This is a genomic window from Chlorogloeopsis sp. ULAP01, assembly GCF_030381805.1.
GTDB lineage: Bacteria > Cyanobacteriota > Cyanobacteriia > Cyanobacteriales > Nostocaceae > Chlorogloeopsis.
Genome location: NZ_JAUDRH010000004.1, coordinates 471,711 through 496,502, shown reverse-complemented (window position 1 = coordinate 496,502; position 24,792 = coordinate 471,711). Strand labels below are relative to the sequence as shown.

21 protein-coding genes and 1 pseudogene are annotated in these 24,792 nt (G+C 40.4%); 9 read left to right on the top strand and 13 right to left on the bottom strand.

The window, feature by feature from the left end; translation table 11 throughout:
* A partial coding sequence (locus QUB80_RS10690; RefSeq protein WP_289789471.1) for an AMIN domain-containing protein occupies positions 1 to 406 on the bottom strand: 406 nt, incomplete at its 3' end.
* Positions 407 to 941: 535 nt separating this feature from the next.
* Here QUB80_RS10690 and QUB80_RS10685 point away from each other — a divergent pair.
* Positions 942 to 1,772: a DUF2887 domain-containing protein gene (locus QUB80_RS10685; RefSeq protein ID WP_289789470.1), complete on the top strand. Its 831-nt coding sequence runs from the start codon at positions 942 to 944 to the stop codon at positions 1,770 to 1,772.
* Between the two features lie 10 nt (positions 1,773 to 1,782).
* On the opposite strand, the gene QUB80_RS10680 is transcribed toward QUB80_RS10685, so the two are convergent.
* Positions 1,783 to 2,793 carry a helix-turn-helix transcriptional regulator gene (locus tag QUB80_RS10680; protein WP_289789469.1) on the bottom strand — a complete coding sequence of 337 codons (1,011 nt, stop codon included), beginning with the start codon at positions 2,791 to 2,793 and terminating at the stop codon, positions 1,783 to 1,785.
* 329 nt (positions 2,794 to 3,122) lie between these two features.
* Here QUB80_RS10680 and QUB80_RS10675 point away from each other — a divergent pair, with 329 nt between their 5' ends.
* Entirely contained in the window at positions 3,123 to 3,431 is a 309-nt protein-coding gene (locus QUB80_RS10675) for a threonine dehydratase (RefSeq protein WP_289789468.1), read from the top strand.
* 228 nt (positions 3,432 to 3,659) lie between these two features.
* Here the strand turns inward: QUB80_RS10675 and QUB80_RS10670 are convergent, their stop codons facing one another.
* Together QUB80_RS10670 and shc are read right to left on the bottom strand one after the other, a co-directional pair.
* Positions 3,660 to 4,478 (bottom strand): squalene/phytoene synthase family protein, encoded by an 819-nt coding sequence (locus tag QUB80_RS10670; protein WP_289789467.1) that lies wholly within the window; start codon positions 4,476 to 4,478, stop codon positions 3,660 to 3,662.
* Positions 4,479 to 5,397: 919 nt separating this feature from the next.
* Complete coding sequence (gene shc, locus QUB80_RS10665) at positions 5,398 to 7,311, bottom strand: squalene--hopene cyclase (RefSeq protein ID WP_289789466.1); 1,914 nt, start codon at positions 7,309 to 7,311, stop codon at positions 5,398 to 5,400.
* A 482-nt stretch (positions 7,312 to 7,793) separates the two neighbouring features.
* Here shc and QUB80_RS10660 point away from each other — a divergent pair, with 482 nt between their 5' ends.
* Together QUB80_RS10660 and QUB80_RS10655 are read left to right on the top strand one after the other, a co-directional pair.
* Complete coding sequence (locus QUB80_RS10660) at positions 7,794 to 8,978, top strand: glycosyltransferase (protein WP_289789465.1); 1,185 nt, start codon at positions 7,794 to 7,796, stop codon at positions 8,976 to 8,978.
* Positions 8,944 to 9,084: a hypothetical protein gene (locus QUB80_RS10655; RefSeq protein WP_289789464.1), complete on the top strand. Its 141-nt coding sequence runs from the start codon at positions 8,944 to 8,946 to the stop codon at positions 9,082 to 9,084. The genes QUB80_RS10660 and QUB80_RS10655 overlap by 35 nt, the downstream gene beginning before the upstream one ends.
* Here QUB80_RS10655 and hpnH read toward each other — a convergent pair.
* Together hpnH and QUB80_RS10645 are read right to left on the bottom strand one after the other, a co-directional pair.
* Positions 9,081 to 10,103 carry an adenosyl-hopene transferase HpnH gene (gene hpnH, locus QUB80_RS10650; protein WP_289789463.1) on the bottom strand — a complete coding sequence of 341 codons (1,023 nt, stop codon included), beginning with the start codon at positions 10,101 to 10,103 and terminating at the stop codon, positions 9,081 to 9,083. The genes QUB80_RS10655 and hpnH overlap by 4 nt on opposite strands.
* Positions 10,104 to 10,163: 60 nt before the next feature.
* A complete protein-coding gene (locus QUB80_RS10645) occupies positions 10,164 to 11,540 on the bottom strand; it encodes a sensor histidine kinase (protein WP_289789462.1) in 1,377 nt (458 codons plus the stop codon).
* Between the two features lie 46 nt (positions 11,541 to 11,586).
* Between QUB80_RS10645 and QUB80_RS10640 the strand changes: the two genes are divergently transcribed.
* From QUB80_RS10640 to QUB80_RS10625, 4 genes are all read left to right on the top strand, one after another.
* Positions 11,587 to 12,000 (top strand): hypothetical protein, encoded by a 414-nt coding sequence (locus QUB80_RS10640; RefSeq protein WP_289789461.1) that lies wholly within the window; start codon positions 11,587 to 11,589, stop codon positions 11,998 to 12,000.
* Complete coding sequence (locus QUB80_RS10635) at positions 11,997 to 13,133, top strand: cob(I)yrinic acid a,c-diamide adenosyltransferase (protein ID WP_289789460.1); 1,137 nt, start codon at positions 11,997 to 11,999, stop codon at positions 13,131 to 13,133. Before QUB80_RS10640 ends, QUB80_RS10635 begins: the two co-directional genes overlap by 4 nt.
* A gap of 477 nt (positions 13,134 to 13,610) precedes the next feature.
* Complete coding sequence (locus QUB80_RS10630; RefSeq protein ID WP_289789459.1) at positions 13,611 to 14,036, top strand: CAAD domain-containing protein; 426 nt, start codon at positions 13,611 to 13,613, stop codon at positions 14,034 to 14,036.
* A 511-nt stretch (positions 14,037 to 14,547) separates the two neighbouring features.
* Positions 14,548 to 14,958, top strand: coding sequence for a hypothetical protein (locus QUB80_RS10625; RefSeq protein WP_289789458.1), 411 nt, complete (start codon positions 14,548 to 14,550; stop codon positions 14,956 to 14,958).
* A 223-nt stretch (positions 14,959 to 15,181) separates the two neighbouring features.
* Here the strand turns inward: QUB80_RS10625 and QUB80_RS10620 are convergent, their stop codons facing one another.
* From QUB80_RS10620 to QUB80_RS10605, 4 genes are all read right to left on the bottom strand, one after another.
* Positions 15,182 to 15,841 carry an HAD family hydrolase gene (locus tag QUB80_RS10620; protein WP_289789457.1) on the bottom strand — a complete coding sequence of 220 codons (660 nt, stop codon included), beginning with the start codon at positions 15,839 to 15,841 and terminating at the stop codon, positions 15,182 to 15,184.
* A gap of 748 nt (positions 15,842 to 16,589) precedes the next feature.
* The gene (locus QUB80_RS10615; protein ID WP_289789456.1) at positions 16,590 to 17,801 is read right to left on the bottom strand and encodes an ATP phosphoribosyltransferase regulatory subunit; all 1,212 of its coding nucleotides are present in this window, start codon (positions 17,799 to 17,801) and stop codon (positions 16,590 to 16,592) included.
* On the bottom strand, positions 17,801 to 18,757 hold the full coding sequence (locus QUB80_RS10610; protein WP_289789455.1) for a J domain-containing protein: 957 nt from the start codon (positions 18,755 to 18,757) through the stop codon (positions 17,801 to 17,803). The genes QUB80_RS10615 and QUB80_RS10610 overlap by 1 nt, the downstream gene beginning before the upstream one ends.
* 90 nt (positions 18,758 to 18,847) lie before the next feature.
* Positions 18,848 to 19,558, bottom strand: coding sequence for a hypothetical protein (locus tag QUB80_RS10605; RefSeq protein ID WP_289789454.1), 711 nt, complete (start codon positions 19,556 to 19,558; stop codon positions 18,848 to 18,850).
* A gap of 252 nt (positions 19,559 to 19,810) precedes the next feature.
* Here QUB80_RS10605 and QUB80_RS10600 point away from each other — a divergent pair, with 252 nt between their 5' ends.
* Positions 19,811 to 20,662 carry a DUF2887 domain-containing protein gene (locus QUB80_RS10600; RefSeq protein WP_289789453.1) on the top strand — a complete coding sequence of 284 codons (852 nt, stop codon included), beginning with the start codon at positions 19,811 to 19,813 and terminating at the stop codon, positions 20,660 to 20,662.
* 14 nt (positions 20,663 to 20,676) lie between these two features.
* On the opposite strand, the gene QUB80_RS10595 is transcribed toward QUB80_RS10600, so the two are convergent.
* The 3 genes and pseudogenes from QUB80_RS10595 to QUB80_RS10585 all read right to left on the bottom strand — a co-directional run bounded on the left by QUB80_RS10595 (position 20,677) and on the right by QUB80_RS10585 (position 24,477).
* The gene (locus QUB80_RS10595; protein ID WP_289789452.1) at positions 20,677 to 21,648 is read right to left on the bottom strand and encodes an iron-siderophore ABC transporter substrate-binding protein; all 972 of its coding nucleotides are present in this window, start codon (positions 21,646 to 21,648) and stop codon (positions 20,677 to 20,679) included.
* A gap of 29 nt (positions 21,649 to 21,677) precedes the next feature.
* Positions 21,678 to 21,794: pseudogene (locus QUB80_RS10590) on the bottom strand (iron-siderophore ABC transporter substrate-binding protein); the annotation flags it as partial.
* Between the two features lie 16 nt (positions 21,795 to 21,810).
* Complete coding sequence (locus tag QUB80_RS10585; protein WP_289789451.1) at positions 21,811 to 24,477, bottom strand: TonB-dependent siderophore receptor; 2,667 nt, start codon at positions 24,475 to 24,477, stop codon at positions 21,811 to 21,813.
* Positions 24,478 to 24,792 lie beyond the last annotated feature (315 nt).

The following is a 24,792-nucleotide window of genomic DNA, read 5'->3' as shown; positions in this document are numbered from 1 at the left end:
CAATGGGCTTCTCCGACTTAAACGTGAAAGCATTGCCATCAGGTAAACGCAACTGCCCACCAGTGATATCTGCAATAAAATTATTACCCGTGCTGCGATTTGTGACTTGCAATTTATCACCTTGGGCTGTCTCCAAAACTACTTCTACACCCTTATCGGTAGGGTTGGCTTTCACTCCCGTAATTGGTACAACACCCCCCTTCTGTCCCCCCTTGGTAAGGGGGGAAACAGGGGCGCTGGTTGCAGGAAATTTGATATCGCTAAGTTGAGAAATATTTGTACTAATATTTGTATTCTTTAACTTTTCTGATGCCAATCCCGGTTCAGTGGCGACAGTGCCTAAAAAACCCGATAAACTAATTACCAGCCACAAACGCATACCGACAGACAACTGCCAAAGCTTCATAATAGCTCCTCAAAATAAAACTTTTCACACCATTTGGAGTTGCGATCGCACGAAATCGATACCGAGACTATTGCAAATAATTATTATTCCATTAGTAAAATCGAGTATATAAAAATGCCAACAACTCTCTCTACTCAAAAAAGGCACTCATCCAATACAGTTCTGATGAGCAAAAAATTCAAGAAACTAATTGGCTGTAAGCCTTATTTTTACGCCTTTTGCGTTTACTCTTTACCCTTTAACCTAACCGTATTGGCTACTCGTCTACTCCAAAAGGGCATTACAGCGAATAGGTGACAGTAAACAGTTAACAGATAACTGGGGAATTGTCTCAAAAAGTGCATAGCGCGTTGAATCTCTTTCTTTGAAGCGATTGCAAAATTTCGGTATAGACGCGCTTTGCGTAGCTTCTCGCAGAGTGCTTTTGCTTAATTTTAACAGCATGACCAATTCACAAGTTTGGTTGGAAGCACTTGAGAATTAGGATAGTCAATGGTAAGTTTTTGATGCTCGTGCCGATTTCAGCAGACTTTTCATGCGTCGAGATTCGATATTTTATAAGTTATTTCAACAATCGCCAACTTTACTATTTGAACTATTGACAAATCCACCAGCAAATGCAGAGGAATATAGGTTTAATTCGGTAGCAGTCAAAGAACCGAAATTTGAGATTGATGGAGTGTTTTTACCACCAGAAAATGATAGTCCAGGTGTGGTTTATTTCTGCGAGGTGCAATTTCAGAAGGATGAAAGACTTTATGAGAGAGTATTTGCAGAATCCTATTTATATTTCTACCGCAATCGTGAAAGATTTAGTGATTTACGAATTGTAATAATATACCCATCCCGCAGCAAAGAACAAAGTGATATTCGTCCTTATTTAAGTCAACTTAACAGTCCACAGGTAAATCGCATATATTTGGATGAGTTGGGGGATATTCGCTCTTTACCTGTGTGGGTAGCATTGATGGTATTAACTATCCTAGAAGATGAACAAGCTACTGAGGAAGCAAGATATTTACTCACAAGGAGCAAGCAGGAAATTCCTGAACCAGCAAATCGCGCCATAATAGATTTACTAACGACAATCATGGTGTACAAGTTTGAAGGTAAAAGCCAAAGGGAGGTAGAGGAAATGTTGGGAATTACATTAAAAGAAACACGGGTTTATCGGGAAATTAGGGAAGAAGGAGAAAAATCGCTTGTCCTGCGTCAATTATCCCGGCGTGTGGGGGAGTTACCACAAGAGGTGCGTCAGCGCGTTGAATCTCTTTCTTTGGAACAATTGGAAAATCTTGGTGAAGCGTTGCTCGATTTTACCAGCATGGCTGATTTAGAAACTTGGTTGGAAGCACTTGAAAGTTAACTGATAACTGCTAACTGTTCACTGATAACTGTTTCAAATACTGCTTGGGTGTAACACAGAAGCGACGTTTAAAAGCCGCAGCAAAATGTCCGGGGTTAGAATAACCAACTATATTGGCAACTTCGATGACAGTCAGATTTCCTTGTCGCAGTAACTTTTGTGCATATTCCATCCGTCTATCATAGAGATACCCAAACACCGTTGTGCCAAAAAGCTCTGGGAATCCGCGTTTCAAGGTACGAGGGCTGACTCCCACCATTGCAGCTAATTCCAATAATGAGGGAGGATTTTCTAAACGAGACAGAAGAATTTCTCTGGCATGATGCAGTTGATCGATGGTTTTTGGTTTAAAACCTGGTGTGGTTAATTTATAGTTGCGATCGCCTGCAATAATTGGAGCTAATTGTAATGCCATCCATTCCAACACCTTGCCTTGCAGATATACTTGCTTGGTGATACCACAAAAGGGACAGTTTATAATTTGTTGGGCAACTCCTTGAAGTGCTGGAGTCATTTTGAGATAAATTCTCTCCTGCCAATCATTATCCCGTGTCAGCATTTTCAACTGTGGCAGTAATTCTCCATCTTCTTTTGGGAAAAAATTTGCCAACATCGACGGTTGTCCCATATAGATATGGACACTGAGAATCTGGTCAAATTTATCAATCCTATCTATCTTGCGAGCTTGAATTCCACCACCGGAAATTAGTGTGCAACCATTTCCCAGTGTTCCATAATCACTTTTAATTTTTCCTGAAAGCGCGATATCAAAATGTAAGGGATGCTCGCCTCCGGGTTTTTGAATATGCACTTCATCGTGATGTAGATAATTGCCAATTGTCAGGCAGAGATTTGGAAACACTTCTATGTCTTTTTGATAACCTTGACCCAGATAAGTTGGCATTGGAAGAATAGTTTCGTATTTCTCTAGGCTCCTGGAAGTATATTCGGCTTTCTCCCACAGTTCTTTGGCTTCGTCCCACATTCCAAAGTATTCTTCGAGCGTTAGGGTGATAGTCATGGCTGGTGATAGAGATAAATATATTTATTGACAATATTTATCAATATAATTATTGTCAGATTTGGAGAATTAAATCAACACCAGTAGTCAAGATTGATATATGTTATTTGACATAGCTTTTCAATGAAACTAATTGGCAATTGACTTCCCTACGAGGAGCTGGCGCGTATTGATGAATTGCAAAGGTGTGTAAGTGTACTCAGTGATTAGATGTCACAGGCATTTGCACACAGCTAGGTATAAAAATTTCTGGTTTCTCTTCCCTATCACCTGTTACCTGTTCCCTGTTTACGTCAAAATGATAGTAGACCCCTATTGGAGGCACTGTAATGTTTGGTGTCATTCAATTTATCAGAAACTCATTTATTCGCCTTGAAGGACTTCTCTACCAAGTATTTGGTTTTATTGGCAAAATCTTCTCTCAGATATTCAGTTTTCTTGCTAACTTATTCGGGTTCACCAAGCCTGGATACTTCTTGGAGTCAGATGAAGCAACAACTGTTAAGCGATCGCAAATTAAGCAACCAACCGAAACTGAGGTAAAGGTAACTCCAGAAACCTCTTTTAATCCCCGTCGTCGCCCTGATCCCAAGATGGACTACTTTCGCAAGATGGCTCAAGACATGAAAAAGAGCTAATTAAAAAGCAGATGGGAAGTTAGGTAATAGGGAATAGGTGAGACCAGCCCCCGTCTTGGCGGTTCCCGTCACGTAGACGCGGAGCGGCTTCCCGCAAGGGTAGGGGGACTGGCGTAGACGCGAAGCGGCTTCTCGTAGAGTACCCGAAGGGGAACAGGAGACAGATGAGTTTAATTGTCCTGTACCCCGTACCCTGCCTTTGTGTACGCACCGGCTATTTAATTTAAATTATTTCCCTGCTGTTACCTGCTCAATCAAGGCAAGAACATCGCTACGACTGAGCTTTTCTTTCCCATCAGCGATCGCGTTGAGAGTGCCATAAGCTAAACCCAGGGGTATTTGGCAAAAATCTAAAGCAGGGCCATCAGGAAGAGCGCTAGTATAAGCATCTGCTAGGGCAAGATTACGACGAGCATACTCTTGCATATCTTCCGCGCTCCAATCTTCTGGGAAAAAATCCACTCCGCGCACTAAATCTTCTTTGTGGTTACGAATAATATTAACTGCCTGTAAGCCACGACCAAACCCGATCGCATGAGTACGGTTAGTTTGTGTTCCATCGTACCAAATCCATAAATCGGAGAGCAACAAGCCAACTGCACCTGCTACCCCAAAGGTGTAGCGATCTAAATCAGACTCTGTACTAATTTGCCAATTGTTTTCTGCCCAGTATGCCATTCTGTCTGCCATTGCCGCAGTTGCATCCCAAATTCGAGGAGCGATCGTCTCAGGTGCAAGTAGCGCCCATTCTCTAATCCTAAAGCTTACTTCTGGTAAGATTTTCTCGTATGCACCAAACCCCACAGAGAAAGCGTCAACGGCGAAACCATCAACTGCTGCTTGTAAGGTGAGGCTAATTGTTTGCAGCAATTTTGCTTTGGTAAGATTATCAAGTTCTGGATGATCTTCTATTTCATCAATGGCTCGCATACAAAGATATGCTGATGCTACTGCTTCTTGTAAACCCTTTGGTAAGCGAACAATTGGAATGTAAAAAGTCCGGCTTGTTTCCTTTAAAATCTCTAATGCATCTATAATTAAATTCATTTTTACGCTCCTCGTTCGGGTTTGATCATACTGAAGTTTGTTACTTTTTTACAATTTTGTATAGAGGCTTAACTAAAACTTCATATTTTTGACTGCAATATTTGTGCTTTAACATATTGTGAATTTATGATTTTGGTTCAGACATTTCAGTCGGCAAGCATAAGATTATAGTAGAGATTTTTATCTTTAATTTCTGTAAATTTGTAAATAGCATTCAGGCTAACTCAATACCTATTATAAGTATGTAGATGAGGTTAAGAAATGTAGACATAATCAGCAAGATATGTCATAAGCAAATCCAACATCAGTAAGGCTTTTATTGAATCGTCTTAACTTTTCGCTTACTTACCTATTTATAATTAATTAACAGGACATCTTATAATTTTCTAGTAAGATTACATATATTTAATGTAATAATCCGATTTGATTACTGAATTACTCGTAAAGACAGGCTTGGGGTAACAGGGAACAGGTAAAGAAGAAATAAAGGTGTACTGAATTTTTTCAAACATCAAATAGGAGTCCTATATGTATAATCTAAATCTGTCTTAAACACGTAATATATCTTAAAATATGGAGTATTTAAAATCTGGGCAACCAGTTGACATGAAAATTTCTTCGCCTGCCTGCAACTACCATTGCCACGTCAGTCTAATTTATAAGTTTTTAAACGAACGCTATTTAATAGCAACTGATAAAGCCTAATCATAGCGTTCAAACATCAAGTTACTATACTCTTAACAGCTAAGTACAAACTATTCAAACAGAATTTTTGCCTAATAATATCTCCTCTCTAAAATCTTAAATTCTAGATTTATATAATATTTATTAAGCAATGAATTAGAAAACATAGTCCAATCTATTTTGGATTTATTTATTGCACAATTACAATTAAATACTTGTAGTGCCACATCCAAACTCAATGTTCAAATAGTGTTTGATATTGACTGAGAGCAATTAAAGGAAAGTATTGTTGATAGAGATGATATTTCAGATAAAAATGACAAGGAAAGCCAGTACCTGTAAAATCCGCTTCATCCCAAGTGCCATCTGCCTGCTGAGTTGTTAATAAATAATTAATGCCCTTTTCCAGTGCTGGTTTTGCAAATTTGTTAGTTGCCTTACCTGCTGCTATTAATCCAATTAAAGCCCAAGCGGTTTGAGATGCGGTACTGCGCCCTTTACCTTTCAAGTTTGGATCGTCGTAGCTGCGGCAAGTTTCTCCCCAACCACCATCAGGATTTTGACACTCAATTAACCAAGCTGCACCTTTTTCTATATTGTTTTGATAAGTTTGAGGAGCAATGACAGATAAAGCAGATAACACACCGCTTGTGCCATAAATATAATTTACTCCCCAACGACCAAACCAACACCCTTGTTGCTCTTGCTCTTTGATTAGATAGTTAATTGCCCGCTTGAGGTTGTATGCATCCATTGATAAATTACAACTACCCACCATTTCTAAGACTCTGGCAGTGACATCAGCAGTGTTGGGATCGATCATGGCTTTGAGATCGCCGTAGGGGATCAGGTTCAGCCAATCTTGATCGTTGTTTAAATCAAAAGCAGCCCAACCGCCTGCCTGACATTGCATAGAAGCAATCCAATTTACGGCGCGAGCGATCGCTCTGTGCTTGAGTTTTTCATTAGGAAGATGAACAGCATTTAGCGCCATCACCACGACAGCAGTATCATCGACATCAGGATAAAAGCGATTGTCAAATTCAAATGCCCATGCCCCTGGTTTTCCCTGCCGATTTTTAATTGCCCAATCACCGTAGTCTAGAATTTGCTTGCTCAACAGCCATTCTCCAGCTTTCACCAAAGCTGGATGATTTGGTGATAAGCCAGAATCAACTAGCGCTCTGATTGCCCAAGCTGTATCCCAAACTGGAGAAATACAAGGCTGAACTCGATAACTATCTTCTGTTTCAATGGTAAAATTATCAACCGCTTCGAGTCCTCTGACAACAATTGGATCGTTGACATCATAATCTAAGCTTCGCAACGCTAACAGTGAATTCAGCATTGCCGGAATGATGCCTCCCCAGTCGCCTGTTGCTTCTTGCCGTTCTAAAATCCACCGCTCGGCAGCGTTAATACCTTCTTGACGAAAAGGCACTAAGTTGAGTTTTTCTGCAAATTTAAACGCATTGTCAAGATTAATAAATAAATCTGTCCAATCCCCCTTACTGGGTAATGTAAACTTAACTTGCTCGGCACCTTCTGCATATAGTTCGTTTAAAGTAATCGCAGGTTCTACTTTATAGATGGGTTTGCGATCGCACACAATCAGTAACGGCACAGTGCTTGAACGCGCCCAACTTGACATTTCATAGATGTTAAATAGAAAATTCTCTGGCAGCAACATTACCCAAGGTGGCAGTGAGGGAATGCCTTCCCAGCTATAGCATCCAATCAGAGCCAGATGTAATTTAGTAAAAATGCGAGTTTTACTTATACCGCCTCGCTCTAAGATAAACTCCCGCGCCTTAATCATTGCTGGATCGTTTTCGGATACGTCCAACAACTTCAAAGCCATGTATGCCTCTACTGAAGTACTGAGCTCACCTCCATCTCCATAAAAAAGTTCCCAACCACCGTGTTGTCGTTGTTGAGAACGCAGATATGTTTCAACTTTGTGCAAGGATCTAGAGCAATCCGTTCCCCAAATTTTATGAAGTAGCACTACCTCAGCAGTGATGGTGACATTAGATTCTAACTCAGCCCACCAGTACCCACTAGGATTTTGAATTGACAGCAGATAATTCTGGCTTGTAGCGATCGCTTCTGGGACTTTTGATAAGGTAACCCTGTTTTCAGTTTGCATGGAATAACTTTTAATTAGGTTTTGCTGAATAGATGACTGGATGTTGTTACCAAAAATTTAGTCAATTTAGCAACTGTTTCTATAGATTTTCTGTCTTCGGTATTAAAAGCATTGAGCAAATCTCAAGCAAATAGTTATCTGAAAATATTTATTTGCTGAAAATTTTAATTTTTCATTAATATACTATATTCTGATATCATAACTGCAAAAACATTGTTTGATTTTCTCTGAAGATTTGATGAATAAATAAAAATATTATTGAATAATAAACACCTTTGTATACCTAAGTAAATAATGTTCAAGCTTAGGCAGATGAAATAATTAAATTTGTCTGTTTGAAAGATAACGGCTATGATTTAAACTACTATACATCAATGCAAGACTTTAATTAAAGTATGACTGATATTCCTTCTACCATGTATGCTTTTAATAACAACATAGTTGAAATGTAGCAGGATGTAAAGTTTTTTCTCAGTAAGGTTATGGCAGCAGTTGAATTAAGTCTGGCATTTCTATCCTTATTGATTTGGATAGGATTACTAATTTGGCGAGGACAATTTTGGCAAATAGATCGGCAAATAGAAGTTGCACAAACAACGGATGAACGATTGCCATCCGTTTGTGCTGTCATTCCTGCACGTAACGAAGCAGATTTACTGCCAATCACCTTGCGATCGCTTTTAACTCAGGAATATCCGGGCTTTTTTACCATTGTTCTAGTTGACGATCGCAGTACAGATGAAACTGCCAAAGTTGCCAAACAAACTGCCGAAGTATTGCACAAAGACAATCAGTTACAAATTATTACTGCCAAACCATTACCTTCCGGGTGGACAGGTAAACTGTGGGCAATGGAGCAAGGTGTACAAACAGCAATAGAAACGCTCCAGTCCAAATCTCTACCAGAACCAGACTACTTTTTGTTCACTGATGCAGATATTGAACACGAATCAGCAAATCTTCACCAATTGGTTGCAAAGGCACAACAGGAAGATTTAGAGCTAGTTTCCGTGATGGTGCAATTGCGATGTGAAAATATGTGGGAAAAACTTTTGATCCCAGCTTTTGTTTTTTTCTTTCAAAAACTTTATCCATTTCGCTGGGTTAATAATCCAAACAAATCAACTGCTGCTGCTGCCGGAGGTTGTATCCTCATTCGCAAAGAAGCGCTAAAGCGGATTGGGGGTATACAAGTCATTCGGCAAGCGTTAATTGATGATTGCGCCCTTGCTCATGCAGTCAAATCAAGTGGTAATCGGCGTATTTGGTTAGGACTTAGCGAACTAGCTCGCAGCTTGCGTCCTTATCCTTCCCTCGGTACAATCTGGGATATGGTTGCCCGCACTGCCTTTACTCAACTCAACTATTCGCCTCTGTTGTTAGCTGGAACTGTGTTTGGGATGACCTTAGTTTACATTGTTCCGCCTTTAAGTTTATTGATGGGCTGCTTAACAGGTAATTATTTGCTGGCAGCAATAGGTTTATCAGCATGGCTTTTGATGTCGCTAACCTACTTACCAATAATTCGCTTTTATAAATGTTCTTCTTGGCTGGCTTTATGTTTGCCGGGGATTGCTTTTGTTTATACACTCATGACAGTAGATTCCGCAATACGTCATTGGCAAGGGCGAGGTGGTGCTTGGAAAGGAAGAGTTTATCAGGCGTGAACAAAAGTACAGAGCAGTAGATGTGGTAGGTGCTAAAGATATCATCCTCGCCAATACTCATACTGCTCGTAGACAGACATTTTGTGGATGCGATCGCGACGATTAATTCCCCATACCCAACAGCGTCATCACCGATCGCCCAATATTAGTTGGTTGCATGGCATCTGTTGCTGCGGTTGGTTCATAACCACAATGCACCATACAATCTCCACATTTAGGATTGCCGCTAGCACGTCCGTATTTACTCCAGTCAGTTTTTTCGAGTAATTCTTCAAAGGTAGCGTAATGTCCTTCATTGAGCAAGTAGCAAGGTTTTTGCCAACCAAAAACACTATAACTCGGACTTCCCCAAGGTGTGCATTCGTAGTCTTTTTCACCAGTCAGAAAATCTAAAAACAGTGGGTTGTGGTTGAAATTCCAATTTTTTGTACCAGCTTTATACGGAGCTAAAATCTCCCGGAAGAGTGCGCGTGTTTGCTCGCGCTTGAGAAAATGCTCCTGATCTGGTGCTAATTCGTAACTGTAGCCAGGGGAAATCATCATGCCGTCAATATCAAGCGTATTCAGGAAGTCAAAAAACTCCTGCATTTGTTGAGGATCGGCACCTTCAAAGATAGTAGTGTTAGTAGTAACGCGAAATCCTTTGGCTTTTGCAGCGCGTATAGCTTGAACTGCAATATCAAAAACACCTTTACGATCCACACAGCGATCGTGCCACTCCCGCATTCCGTCGAGATGAACACTGAAAGTTAGGTAAGGAGATGGTTGAAATTTTTCCAGGCTCTTTTCTAACAACAAGCCATTAGTACATAGATAAACGAACTTCTTGCGCTCAATCAATCCCCGCACAATTTCATCAATCTGGGGATGCAGCAAAGGTTCTCCTCCTGGGATAGACACTATAGGAGCACCACATTGTTCGGCAGCTGCAAAGCATTGTTCTGGAGTCAGATGCTTTTTAAGCACTTCAGGGGGATGTTGGATTTTACCACAGCCAGAACAGGCAAGGTTACAACGGAACAGAGGTTCCAACATCAAAACTAAAGGGTAGCGTTTACGTCCTTTCAAACGTTGAGCAACCAAATATTTACCAACTTCCAAAGCTTGCTGTAAATGAATTGCCATTTTTTCTCATCACTCCTGTGTTAAATATCAAACCATTAATGACAAACGAAAAAAAGATACTTAAACCACTGCACCAATAGTGTGAGGAATTCTAACAGTAAATGTTGTTCCAATACCGACTTCGCTTTCTACATCAATCTCTCCTTGGTGAAGTTCCACACACTTTTTAACAACAGCTAATCCCAAACCAGTTCCGATAATGTTTTCAACATTTTGACCTCGATATAATGGTTCATAAATTTTCTGTTTATCTTCTGGTGTAATACCTATTCCTTCATCTTTTACTTGGAAAATAGTGGCTTCTTGTTCACAGTTTAAAATTAAGTATATATTGCCTCCATGTGGTGAATACTTAATTGCATTCAAAAGCAAGTTACTCAAAATAGAGTATAAAAGCTTTTCATCCACTTTTGCACGAGAACAATAACCATACTTAATAAACTTTAAGGCAGGTGGCTGTATAGCAAAGAACTGTAAATCTTCTAATAAGTTTAAGCAAAAACTTTCTACATTTATTAATTGAGGATTAAACTCTAATTTACCTGCCTCTGCTCTATTTAATGTCAATAGATCTGTAATTAATTGATTCATTAATTTCGCCGAAGATTGAATCCTATATAAATTTTTTAATTGGATTTCATCAACTAAATCCTGTAGAATTTCCTTCAGCAATTGAGACGAGAGTAAAATTACACTTAAAGGTGTACGAAATTCATGAGAAATCATTGAAAAAAGTTGTAGCTTCAGTTCACTTAATTCTTTTTCTTGAGCAAGAGAACGTTCAAGCTTTTCAATCTTTTCACGCTTTATCCATTGACGATAAAGGATAAAACATAAACTTGAAACAACTACAAAACTTAACAAGGTACCCAGAATTTCAAATATGATTCTATAGTGAATGGAAGTTTGAGACTCTTGGAGAGAAATTCTTAGATAACGTTGCTCTTCTGCTTTTATATTTGATAACACTATGAGCATTTCTTCTCTGACTTTAACACTTTTTTCCGTGATTAAATCTTGAGCTTGAAATGCTAATTTATTTTTTTGATATAGTTCAATTGATTGATTGAATAAAGCGAATCTTTGATTCATCAGGGAGTTGAGCAACACCAATCGCTGTAGTTGACTGGAGCTTGGATGTATTTGATTGCGAAGAGCCTGAATTTCAAATTGCATATTTTTAACTGCAATTTGATGACGCTCTAACTCTTGTTTGCTTCCTAAAAATATATATCCCCGCCGCCCCGATTCGGCAACTGCCATATTAGCATAGAAGTCTGTCAGAGTATTGAGGGTTTCATAAGTATGCTGTACTCTATCAGCACTTTCTCTAAGTTCTATTGTGTTTTTATATGAAGCGAAGCTAACTAACCCCATTAATAAAAGAGTTAAGCAAAATCCTCCTGCTATCCATTTTCCTTGGAGAGACCACTTCATAAAATATTACTAAATCTTGATTTGATGACATAAGTACTTGTTGATCGTGGCCTATTTAGGGTGCGCCAAGCAAGCGGATCGGGAATTGGATTTTTTCTATGTCCCTTGCCCTATTCACTCACGCCAGTCGCTACCTACGGAAGCCCTTCGGGTACTCTACCTTGAAGCCGCCCTAGCCTGCGGCAAGCCGCTTTGCGTCTACGGGCGTCTACGCCACGTCTACGCCAGTTCCTTTATGCCGGGGAACCCTTACTTTCGCTTATCCACTACTCTGCGAGAAGCCGGACTACGTCCGTCTACGTGTCTACAGCAGTCGCCTGTGGAGGAGGACAGTCCGTTGGAAACCCTCCAAGAGCGCTGGCTCACCACGGCGCTGGCTTCTGTTCAAGCATCCCTAGCTGATTCGGTAAAACCTTGGGTAAGATTAAAGACTGCTACTCTAGAGCTTTTAGTGAGATGACAAGGAACGGCATCGGGATTCGCACAGCACAAGTGCGTCAACAACGGGTTACAGGACAAATTCACGTTTACGATGGTGCAGGCAAAGGTAAATCTCAAGCTGCTTTAGGAGTCGTTTTGCGCTCAATTGGCTTGGGGATAAATACACCGAGCAATTCTAACCGTGTATTGCTGCTGCGGTTTTTAAAAGGGCCAGAACGGGATTATGATGAAGATGGGGCTATTACTGCTTTACAGCGAGGATTTCCTCATTTGATCGACCAAGTCCGCACTGGCAGAGCAGAATTTTTTGGTCCAGAAGAAATTACCCCTTTTGATAAAGATGAGGCAGCACGGGGCTGGGATGTAGCAAAAGGCGCGATCGCCTCTGGTTTGTATTCAGTTGTTGTCTTAGATGAAATTAACCCTGTTCTGGATTTGGGTTTACTGCCAACAGATGAGGTAGTGCGGATACTTAAATCTAAACCCCACGAATTAGAAATTATTGCTACCGGGCGTGGTACGCCGCAACAGTTACTTGATATTGCGGATTTGCACTCAGAAATGAAACCCCATCACCACGCGATCGCCAAAGCACAGGGAATAAAAGGTATAGAAATCTATACTGGTGCAGGTAAAGGAAAATCTACTAGTGCCTTGGGTAAAGCTTTACAAGCCATTGGTAGAGGAATTAATCATCCAGGTTCTACCCGTGTATTAATCATGCAGTGGCTCAAAGGCGGTACTGGTTACACAGAAGACGCAGCTCTGGCAGCTTTGCAACAGTCTTATCCAGATGTAGTAGATCACCAACGTTGCGGAAGAGATGCCATTGTCTGGCGCAACTCCCGACAAGAATTAGATTACGTAGAAGCCGAGCGGGGTTGGGAAATTGCCAAAACAGCGATCGCTTCCGGGTTGTATAAAACCATCATCCTCGATGAACTTAATCCTACTGTTGACTTAGAACTACTCCCTGTAGAACCAATTGTTCAAACCTTACTCCGCAAACCCCCTCACACCGAAATCATTATCACCGGTCGTTGCCAAAATCAACCCGCATATTTCGATTTGGCAAGCATTCACTCTGAGGTATACTGCCATAAGCACTATGCAAATCAAGGCGTAGAACTTAAGCGTGGAGTAGATTTTTAAATTAATCAATAGTCATTTGACTATTGATTCAGGACAAATAATTATGGACAACAGCAATCTTTTGGATTTGATCACAGGGGGAGTAGCAATTTTAATTATCATCGGCGGGCTACTGATGATGTTTACTACAACATTTACAACTAAACGTAAATAATTTCAACAAACTTCCCGCTAAACCAAGGAAAATAAATATTTTTACAGCCGAGCCTACACAGCCTTTGCGTAGACTCGGTTTAATTTATACTTTATAAGTCTTTTTTTGTATCATATTTTTGTAATTTTATATACTCTAAATTTTGGTACTTTTTACTTGCTTTACGGGATTTACTACAAATCAATATTACTTAGGATAGAGATAAACATTCTGTCAAAAGTTTGATGAAAAGAAGGTACACTAATGTCGAAATAACAATATTAAGTGATATAAATAAAATTGTTTCATGATAATTTAGCTTTTATTACAAAAATAGGAGATATATGGAAACCGAAAAAATACAATACGAAGAAATTGCCTCACCAAGCGATGTAGCTGCAATCGAAGGTACAGACACTCAAAACTTACCCATGCTACCGCCAGCTCAATCCCCTGAAAACCAATGGCAGCAAATTAATAGAATAATCGCAGATTTTTTTGAGAAATTTCCTGAATATCTAGAAAAATTTTTTAACACATACAAGCAACCTCTGTTCAGTTTAGGTTGGGTTTTGGTAGCACTTGTTTCAATCAAAGTTATTTTGGCAATGTTGGACGCAGTTAACGATATTCCACTTGCACAACCGCTATTTGAGTTGATAGGAATTAGTTACGCAAGTTGGTTTACTTTTCGTTATCTACTCAAAACTTCAACTAGACGGGAATTAGTTGCGGAAATTGATTTAGTTAAAAAACAGATTCTAGGGTAGCAGTAAGCTCAAAAACAAAATCTCGTTTCGCCATATAGCTATAAACTTTCCGCTTATTAGGAGAAGAATTTCTCATAAATATCTTAAAACTTCTCTCTGTGGAGCTATTCTCAAATTATCTTTTGTGTGCCAGAGCATATGCTTTGGAAAGGAAGTTTCTGTGTTTACACTTCTTTATTTAGTTGAGTGTTTCAGGTCAGGTATAAAAGAATTTATACCTGACCAATTTTTTAATTGATTAATTAATATAAAAAAAATAAATAATTCTTTTTTGTTTAAAAATAAATTTTAATGTTTCATGAAAAAAGCCATATGAAGTCAAAAACAATTACATCATAACGATATTCTTATCCACATTCTTATCCATAGGTATATCGAAAGATAGATTAAATAATTAGTCTTCGTAATTAAAACACTCCTTAAGACAGTGGATTTCATATTACCAAAAAACCTAATCTAGTTCTCGAAATTGAGAATGATTTGAGTAGATTTTTTAGGAGAATAAAAAATTATGGCTAACGAAAATTATAACAAAGCAGTAGATAGCTCCGATCGCGCTAAGGTAGATGAATACGACAGACATATAATTCCTGCTGAAACTGCTGCCCGTAAAGAAAGAGAAGGAGAACTTTACAAAACACTCCCCACAGAACAAAGAGAAGCAGGTGCATCTACTGACGATCAAACTCATCCTGGCGACAGCATCAGGACAACAGACGGTTATACAGTAGACAAAGAAGGTTTGTTAAACAACTATGCGGTTGAACCAGAAATGTACTACGAAGTACCGGGTGATGCACGCCAAGAAGTACAAGAAGATACTGCAAATCGGGTTGAAGAACTAACAGAGGTAAACGAAGACAAAGAAGGCGAACTAACAATGGAGAGCGACAAACGCGGAAGAGGCCCTGGTGCTGTATAGTTCGATGATTGAGGTGGGAAGTTTATCTGGAATTTGTCGAGCTAGTTAGGCGATGATTAGGGTTTCTTCGTTTACATCTTTCACCAGCCTGGAGGCGAAGCCTCGAAACCTTCGTTACCAGGTTTAACCTGGTAACGAGAACTAGAACCTCTGGCTCTCGTAAGCGTAAAGCGTAAACATCCGCAGGGCTTCTGGGAGAGTAAGTTCTCAATCATCGCTTTTTTTAGCTTAGGGGTGAGTTGTCGTATTGTGCCAACAAGTCAGCAGGAGTGTCGTAGATAGCTATTGCCTTTGCAAGTTGAGTATCGTCAAAACCCCCACAACGAAAGGCGATTACATCTACTCCTACTTTATTTGCTGACTGGATATCGTACGGAGTATCGCCAAGCATAACAACTTGATCGGGCTGCAACTGGGATTTACTCAGAGCAGCTTTGACTATATCAGGATCTGGCTTAGAAGAGTCTGCATCACTTGATGTTGTGGTTTCCTCAAGCAAATCATCTATTTCAGCAATTTTCAGTAAGACAGAAAGTTCTTCACTTTTGGCTGAAGTGGCTACAACTAGGCGTAAACCTTGCTCCTGCATCTTCAACAATAGCTCTCGTGCTCCCTTGGCAGGAGTGAGATTTGATGCATATTTATCAAGAAAAAGTTCTTTGCGAGAATTGGCAATTTTTTTTCCCTCGCCTTCCTCACTAGAAAGCCCTGGAATCAACTTAGGAATAATTTGATCGCCTCCCATCCCAATCATAGGCCGAACTTGTTCAAACTCGATCTGATGACCAAACTTTTTAAAAGCCTCAACCCAGGCTTGAGCATGAGCATCATTACTAAGAACAAGTGTTCCATCTATATCTAAAATTACACCCTGTAATCTCATTTTGATATTTCCCGTCCAGCAACGTTATATGCAACAGCATTAGTTTTACGTTACACACTAGCTAGTGGGATGACTTCTTCCTGAATCATGAGTTCAAAACCTTTCCTGCTGTACTAGTCACGAGCGCAAATCTCGTTCAGTGAATCAGTAAGCAAAGGATTCCCCACAAACAGCAACTCTTTGTGTGGGGAGGATGTTAATCTATGGCAATCTATGTGATGATCACAAGATTCAAGAGGATTCAGTTCTGGTCTTCTCTAGAAAAAATATAGTGGTTTGTGATGCCTATTTTACGCACACCTAAAATTAAAAAATTTGGTTATAAACATTGTTTATAAATCTGACATTACTTTTCTCCTTACCTACCACTGCCACGATCATCTTCGTCGGTGTTCACAAATAGTAACTTAGCAATCATATGTTCAGTAATCACAAGATGCTCCCTAAATGATCTGTTTAATTCCATCTACAAAACAACACAGAGAAAACAGGAGTAGTTTGCTAGAATCTGGCAATTTGGCAGGGGATCTCACCTGAAAATAAGGCAGAAGGCAGAAGGTAAATTTTCGTGCTTGCTGGTGAACTGTAGTTCATAGGAGTCTGCTGTAATAAAATACCCCGGCTGGCAACCGGGGCGAAAAGGTTTTCGTAATTCACTATAGAAGGGCATTTATCAGACTAACTTAAACTCTTTTAAAGAACAAAAGTTGCCAAAATGCCACATTCCCTCTTACAGGCATACAGAATCCTATATTACTGATTCAATCATTGTGGAACCATCTGCTTTAACCCAAGCAATTTGGGCAATACTGCGATCGCGTGCATACCGTCGGATGGCGCCTGCATCTTGTGTTCCCAAATCCATCTCTACTCGCACCAGATGAGTAGAATCGCGTAGTTTTTGAGCGTAGCCAAAGGCAGCAGCGTATGCACTCTCGCTTTCTGCGACAACTAACCAATTAGTTGCCGGGATAGTTTGTGGTAATTGCACTGAATTGGAGATAGCTTGGTATAAATCTTCAATAAAAAAAACAAAACCAATTCCGGGTATACTTTGGCTTTGGGGATGATATAGTCCCAAAAGCTGATCGTAACGGCCACCGCGTCCTAAAACTCGCACTCCAGTTTCGGTTTCGCTGACTATTTCAAAAGATACACCTGTGTAGTAGTCAAAGGTTTGGATCAGACTCAGATCGAGAATGAGCGGAAAATTTTCCCGATTTTCTAGTAACTCTAGCAAAGATTTCAGGTTGTTGACCCTTTCTTGCTGCAATGGATCTAAGTCTAGGCTACTAACTTTTTGCAGAACATCAGTACTCTTGCCACGTAGATCCAAGATTATGCGGGCGCGTTCTCGCAATTCTTCGCTGAGGGGTAAATTTTCTATCGCTATCCGATCAAGATGGGCGATCGCATGACGAACTTGATTGCGCAAATCAGCAGGAAACACCTCCAAAAGCGATCGGATAATTCCCGCTTCGCCTAAAATTATGTGCCAACGGTTGAGTGAGAGTGCTTGCAAACAGTCTGCAATTAACAGCAACACTTCCGCATCGGCGAGTAAGCCACTGCCACCCAACAACTCTACTCCAGCTTGATAGAATTCCTGTGGTTGATTGTGTCGATAATCTTGCGGGCGCTGAAAAACATTAGCATTGTAGTATAGGCGTTGTGGTAGAGTAGCACCTACCATGCGAGTCACAGCAGTACGTGCAATTGAAGCTGTTAATTCCGGGCGCAGCCCTAGTTCTTCGTCTTCAGAATTTTGTAATTGGATCACCGTCTGTCTTTGAATTGCACCTCCTGCCATCAATGTATCCATGCGCTCTAGCGTTGAGGTGATAATTCTGTGGTATCCCCAACGGTGAAATATCTGCTGTAGTCTTTCTTCAATCCAGCGTTTTTGAGCTACATCTAGGGGTAATAAATCCCTCGCTCCCGCTGGTGGTTGATATACCATTACTTTTTCTTCCCACCAAACAAACCACCAAATAAACCGCCACCCTCAGATTTATCCGATCGCTTAACCTGAGTAGATGGCGTTGCCACAGGCTTTGCATTACCGGATTTTTGTGCCAAAATCCTTTCAATTTTGCGTTTTCCCTCCAACGCTGTTTCGTCTTCGGGATCTAATTGCAAAGCACGTTCAAGATGAACTTTTGCCATCGTGGTTTGATTTTGCCTCAAATACAGCATACCGATCAAGCTATGGCAACGACTATTATTTGGCTCTAACTTCAAAGCATCTCGTAATTCTACCTCAGCTTGTGCCAATTGATTTTTTGCAATTAACTCTTGGGAGCGGCGAATATATTGAACTACTATCGATTCTTCCTTTGGCTGCGCTGGAGGAGGTGCAGGAGTAGCTTGATGTGTTGTCGGTGTTGTAGTGTGATTTTTTACTGGTGCTGCGGTTGGTGGTGGGATAGCAGCTGATTTACCCACATTGCGTACTAAATAAACTAAATTCAACTCACTGATTAAACCAATAACTTGCAGTAGATTCTCTAACGAGTCATATTGGGTTTCAGCTATTTTAGCGATCGCACTTTTATAAGTGTGTTCCAAATGAGGCGTCCCTGCCAAATTTTTTGCTACATCTGAAGACAGTTCTATCGATGTCGATTCTTGCAATAGCCGCTTGCCGATTTGCGACACCACTATCATGTATTCTGTACGTTTTTTTTCTTGAGAGAGCTTTTCGTAAGCTGGATTCACCAACTTTGACAGCAAATCGCTAGCTAAATGTTTTTCAGCTTCGCTAGCTGCTGCACAGCTATCAGGATGTAGGTAACGGGCAATTTTTAAATAACGTTTGCGGATTTCTTTAACATCCGCATCAACTGGAACGCATAAAACTGCGTGGTAATCTATGAAATCATACTTAAACAGTCCACGATCTATTTTTAAAGACATAGAGCGATTTTATACCCAAGCAAACGTGAATTCACTTTAGTTTATCTTCTGTGTTAAGTTTACCCACTATAGTCTAAAATAATACATTTATTATTTGTCAATCATAACGCTCAATTCTTGCACAGATAATCCTACACAAGCTGCTAATTCTTCTAATGCCAATCGTTTGCGCGTATTTGTATCTAACATAGATGTCGCAGCCGCTACATAATCAGGATTAGCAAGATGATTATTCTGACGAGAACTTGCTCTAGAATCAATGCTGGCAATACGAGAACTTCCAGTAAATTTTTGCATTCGATAAGCTGCAATCATAGCTGCTTGACGGGCTTGGATGTAGGCAACATAATATTGCACGATCGCCAATCTTTTTTGCTGTCTGGCTTCCTTCCAACGAGCTTGTAAGACAGGAAGTTGCCCAAAAGTACTGATGAATTTAATCGGATCAATAGTGACGGCGAAGTAAAAGCTGTTTTCGCGCTCAGATGATGAATCTGGTGATGTTGAGGTCGTAGTCACAGATGGAGAAAATTCGAGAGCTATGATGTCTGTAAAGGCATTCAATCCCATTGCAGCTTTTTTTTCTAGCACTTCGGCTGAGTTACGTTCAGCAACAGCTACTAATTGCTCAATGATTTTGAGATCTTGCTGTGTAATCTCTGTTTGCAGAGGTTCAGGTTCATTACTATAATCGGGCTGCTCTGCGGATGCGATCGCACCAAATGTAGTACTGACTAATGTAACGGCAAGGAGAATCTTGAAACTTTTTGCAAAAGCTTTTGAGAGCAATAGTGCGGTCATCTGGTTGATTTATTCTGAAGCACTACAATTGTTTGATAATTTGCTTCTCTATTTAGAATACCGTTAAATGACAAGAATTCTCATAAAGGTATTTGTTATGAGTGATTGTTTAGTAGCTGAGAGCTGATTCGTATTATTTTTGTTGGCTTTCACTCCGTTTCACTCATCCTACGCTCGTATTGCGATCGCACTTGAGGATTAAGATACTCAATGGTAAGTTTTTAATGCTCGTGCGGATTTAGCAAACTTTTCATGCGTCGAGATTCGATTTTTTATAAGTTATTTCAACAATCCCCAAATTTACTATTTGAATTATTGACAAATCCCCCAGCAAATGCAGACGAATACAGATTTGATTCGGTAGCAGTCAAAGAACCGAAATTTGAGATTGATGGAGTGTTTTTACCACCAGAAAATCAACAGCCGGGTGTGGTATATTTCTGCGAGGTACAGTGTCAGAAGGATGAAAGGCTATACGAAAGGGTGTTTGCCGAATCATATCTGTACTTTTACCGCAATCGTGACAGGTTTAGTAATTTACAAATAGTAATAATATACCCATCCCGCAGCTTGGAACAGAGCGAGCTAAACCCCTACCTCAGCCAACTGGAAAGCCCCCAGGTACATCGGATATATTTGGATGAGTTGGGTGATATCCGCTCCTTACCTGTTTGGGTGGCATTAATGGTGTTGATTACCCTAGAGGAAAAACGTACCACTGAGGAAGCAAGGTACTTGCTGACAAGGAGTCAACAGGAAGCATCTCAACCAGAAAATCGCGCCATAATAAATTTATTAACAACGATAATGGTGTACAAATTTGAGAGTAAAAGTCAAAGGGAGGTAGAGGAAATGTTAGGAATTACGCTCCAAGAAACACGAGTTTATCGGGAAATTAAGGAAGAAGGGCGACAAGAAGGATTGCAAAGAGAAAAATCGCTCGTTTTGCGTCTATTAAATCGTCGGGTGGGGGAATTGTCTCAGGAGGTGCGATCACGTGTTGAATCTCTTTCTTTAGAACAATTGGAAAATTTAGGAGAAGCTTTGCTTGATTTTAATGGCATGGCTGATTTACAAGCCTGGTTAGAAGGGCTTGAAAGCTAACTGACAACTGTTTACTAATAACTGACAGGCAAGTATTTAAACAAGTCATCTAATACCTTATTTGCTCCTGATATACCTAGTGTGTACCATTTTTCTGGAGTCACAAAATAAACTCGATTATTTTTGAATACTTTTAGGCTGCTAAAGATAGGATGTTGAAAATAAAAGCTTGATGTTTTTCGTTCAACATCAATAATAAATAAGATATCAGTGTCGAATTCATTGATGGTTTCAATGTTGAGGTATTTGCCAGGAGATAAAAATTTCTGATGTACACCCACATCAGTTAGAATCGTAGAAATTGAATCAACATTTTTCATAGGTTCACCAATCCAACCATCACTGTAAAAAATCACGGAAATCTCTATCTGTTCCAACTGGTTTCCTAAGCGTTTCTTCAATTCCTGAATTCGTTTATTGTATTGATTTAAAACTTCTTCTGCTTTTGTCTCTTCGCCAACTATTTTGGCAACATATCGAAGAGTTTCTTTAAAGAAAGCTTGATTAGCTGACATCTTAAAATTCGGATAAGATACTGGAACTGTAGGCGCGATCGCTGACAACAATTTATATTGATGCCTATCTGACGATAAAATCAAGTCAGGTTTGAGCATCAAAATTTTTTCGAGTGAAGGCTGAGATACATCCCCAACATTCTTAGCTCCTTTAACCTGATCAAATGAGACACCATAATGAACTTCTTCCCCTTTAAAGTTATAAGACGTAAAGCCAATTGGCTTAATACCAAGAGCGATCAGGGTATCGAGTGAAGTCTCAGGAGCTAATGCAATAATACGTTGTGGTTTAAGTGGAACACAGGTTTCGCCAAATTTATGCTGAATGACTCGACACTCAACAAAAGGCTTCAAGGAGATATGATGTCTTTGGCTGACAGGTTGGTCACAAGCTGTAATTAAAAGTAGGGAAAAAGCCATGAGTAAAAACGGCTTACTTAAACGATGTGACTGTTTTTTAATCACACTCATTTTTTCTGTTTGTAGATAAGAAGATAGATTTAATCATAGGTTTGTGGTGTGTTAACAAGGTATTTTTCGAGGTCATCGAGGATGGCATTAATAGCAAAAACATCTTGATTATGCCAATGTCCACCGACAACATAAACTTTATTTTTTTGAACAACTAAAAACTTAGAACTGCCAGGACACTGTTCCTAGTAAATTAAAAGGTGCGCCTCGTTCGATAAAAGAGCTAGAACCACCACTTGTGTAGCTTTCTACATCAAAGATATTGCGGAAATTAAGAGCAGCACGGAAGCGATCGCGCTCATAAAAAATCGCGGCATCGGTACGGAAGAAACTGGGTAACTCTACTGTGTTAGCATTATCCACAAATCTTTCGCCAGTATAGTAAAAGCCTAAACCAAATCCTAGACCTTGCAAATCACCGTTTTGAATTCTGTAGGTTGTCCATAAATTGAACGTATGCTCTGGAGCAGAAAACCGTTGATTTCCTTCTATTGTTAAATCGTTGTCTTCAGTAATTCTGGCATCGGTGTAGGCATAGCCTCCGATAATATTCCATCCCGGTAAAATCTCGCCACTAATATCCAACTCAACACCCCGGCTTCTTTGCTTTCCAGTTTGCACCGAAAAGTTTGGATTATACGGATCGGGAGTTGTAACATTGGAGCGGGTTAAATCATATAAGGCAAGGTTTACCGAAAGTTTGTCATTGATGTCGGTTTTTATGCCTACCTCATACTGGGTTCCTCGTTCTGGGCGGAATGGATCTCCATCGGCAGCGATACCGATTGTTGGTACAAACGATCGCGCATAGCTGGCATAGAGGGAAATGGGTGGAATGGGTTGATAGACAATACCCACCCGTGGACTAAATGCCGTTTCTGATTGACTAGTTTCTTCATCGCTCAGGCGATTGTCACTAGTCTCTCCGAAGAAATCAAGCCTTCCACCCAACAACAGTTTGAAATTTTGTGCGATCGTAACTTGATCTTGGAGATAGATACCCAGTGTGTCTCTCGTTGTAAAGCTGTCAAGCGTGGGCTGTCCTGTAAGGCTCAAAGTTTGATCGTAAACTGGGTCAAAAATATCTACAGGTTGAGCATCCCCAAATTCATAAATAACGTCTGTTGTATCTCTAGTTAGGTCAAGACCAACAAGAAGTTGATGTTCAATGGAGCCAGTGCTGAATTTACCCAGTAGGTTGGTATCTAAATAGTAGGTATTGTAGTATCCTCTGCCAACATTAACGCTTCGATTGAGTGTACGGTTATCGTCAGCAAGGCTATCAGGGAAAAAGTTAACCTGGTCGTCAGGGATAGCAAACGTATATCGGAATGCATTCCGCAGTTTCCAATCTTCATTGAAACGATGCTCTAAACGATATCCAACTCTACCGTTATAAAATTTTCCGTTATCTACAGGACCTTCTGGGTTGAAACTGCGGCTAACTTTCCCGTTTGGGTTTTCGAGTATAGTACCTACAATCGGCTTAGATAACCCCCCATCTGGTCGATCCACAATATTGACATCGCCTTCAAGAATGAAATCAGTATTTGGACTCATCTTAACTGCCAAACTAGGAGCAATGAACGTTTCACTCCCTTCAAAAAAATCCAAAAAAGTATCGAAGTTACGATAGCTGCCAATCAATCGATAGAATACTGTTTTAGAATCGTTGAAGGGGCCAGAGAAATCAAAGGTACCCTGATAGTCGTTAAAGCTGCCAGCCGTCGCACTCACTTCGTAGAAGGGATCGCTCAACGGTTGTCGAGTCACAATATTGATAGTGCCACCAAGCGATCCAACTTCACCATATAAAGCGGCAGCAGGGCCTCTTAAAACTTCTAAACGTTCCGCATTGACAAAACCACCAAGAGTAGAAATTTGCGGATCGGGAATGCCATTGACTAGGAAGCCGCCATAATTTTCAAAGCCGCGAACGGTGAACCAGGCTCTACGGTCAGCAGCGTTGGTAATTGAGGTAATGCCAGCCGAATTTTCCAACCCTTCTGTAATACTCCTTACCTGCCGATCTTGTAGCACCTGCTGGGGAATCACCTGAATCGACTGGGGAATATCCCGCAAAGGTGTATCGGTTCTTGTTCCCACTGAGGTATCTGGTACGCGATAACCGTCTTGCTCCCCTGTCACCACCAACTCAATCGGCTCATCCTGCTGCGCTGCGGGTTCCTCTGACCCCTCCCCTTCCCCTCCCCTTGGTAAGGGGAGGGGTGCCGTAGGTGGGGTGGGGTTTTCTGCTGTCGTCGCTGTCGGTGCAACGGTAAAAATCAACCCCGTATCATCATCAAATAATTCAATTGCAGGTAAAGTCTTCTCACCAGCCACAGTTATCCGCACGGTATTCGCATCAATATTTGCAACTGTTATTACCGTAATTCCCTCAAGGGGTTTCTCGGAACGAAATGTGAAAGCCTCTCCCGACGGTAATCGCAACTGTGCTCCAGGAATATCTGCAATAAAATTATTACCAGTACTGCGATTTGTGACTTGTAGTTTTTCCCCAAGGATTGTCTCTAAAACGATTTCCACACCTTTATCTGTGGGATTAGCTTTCACACCCGTAATTGGTACAACACCCCCCTTCCGTCCCCCCTTGGTAAGGGGGGAAACAGGGGGATTTGTTGGTGTTGGTGTCTGTACCAAATTTTGAGCGCTAGTCGCAGGAAGTTCGATTTCACTGAGTGAGGATATTTGATATCCTACAAATTTTTCGTTAGCCCATACTGGTTTAACCGCAAAAATACTCAAAAAAGTAGATAAAATTAAGGTTAATTTTAAATGAAAATTACTAGATAACAGTCCAGGCTTCATAAATTGCTCCTAGTTCAGCTAAACTCCCCAAACACCAAACTTCGGATCGAGTTCCAAACCCAAACCGACACAAGCAAATTCCTCCTCATCCCCACTGTCATACCTATTCAAAAAATGTTGACAAAAGATAAAGATCACCTCCCCGCCCTATCGGACACTCTCCCCTTACCAAGGGGAGGGTTAGGGAGGGGTCTTTTAATTTGGTATAAGTAGGTAAAGTTTGGAGAAAATCAAGCTTGTTGCTAAAGATTACTAACTGTAGTGAAAAGAAGTATAAAAAACAGTTTCTAGGTAAATCAATCTACATTCGGCATT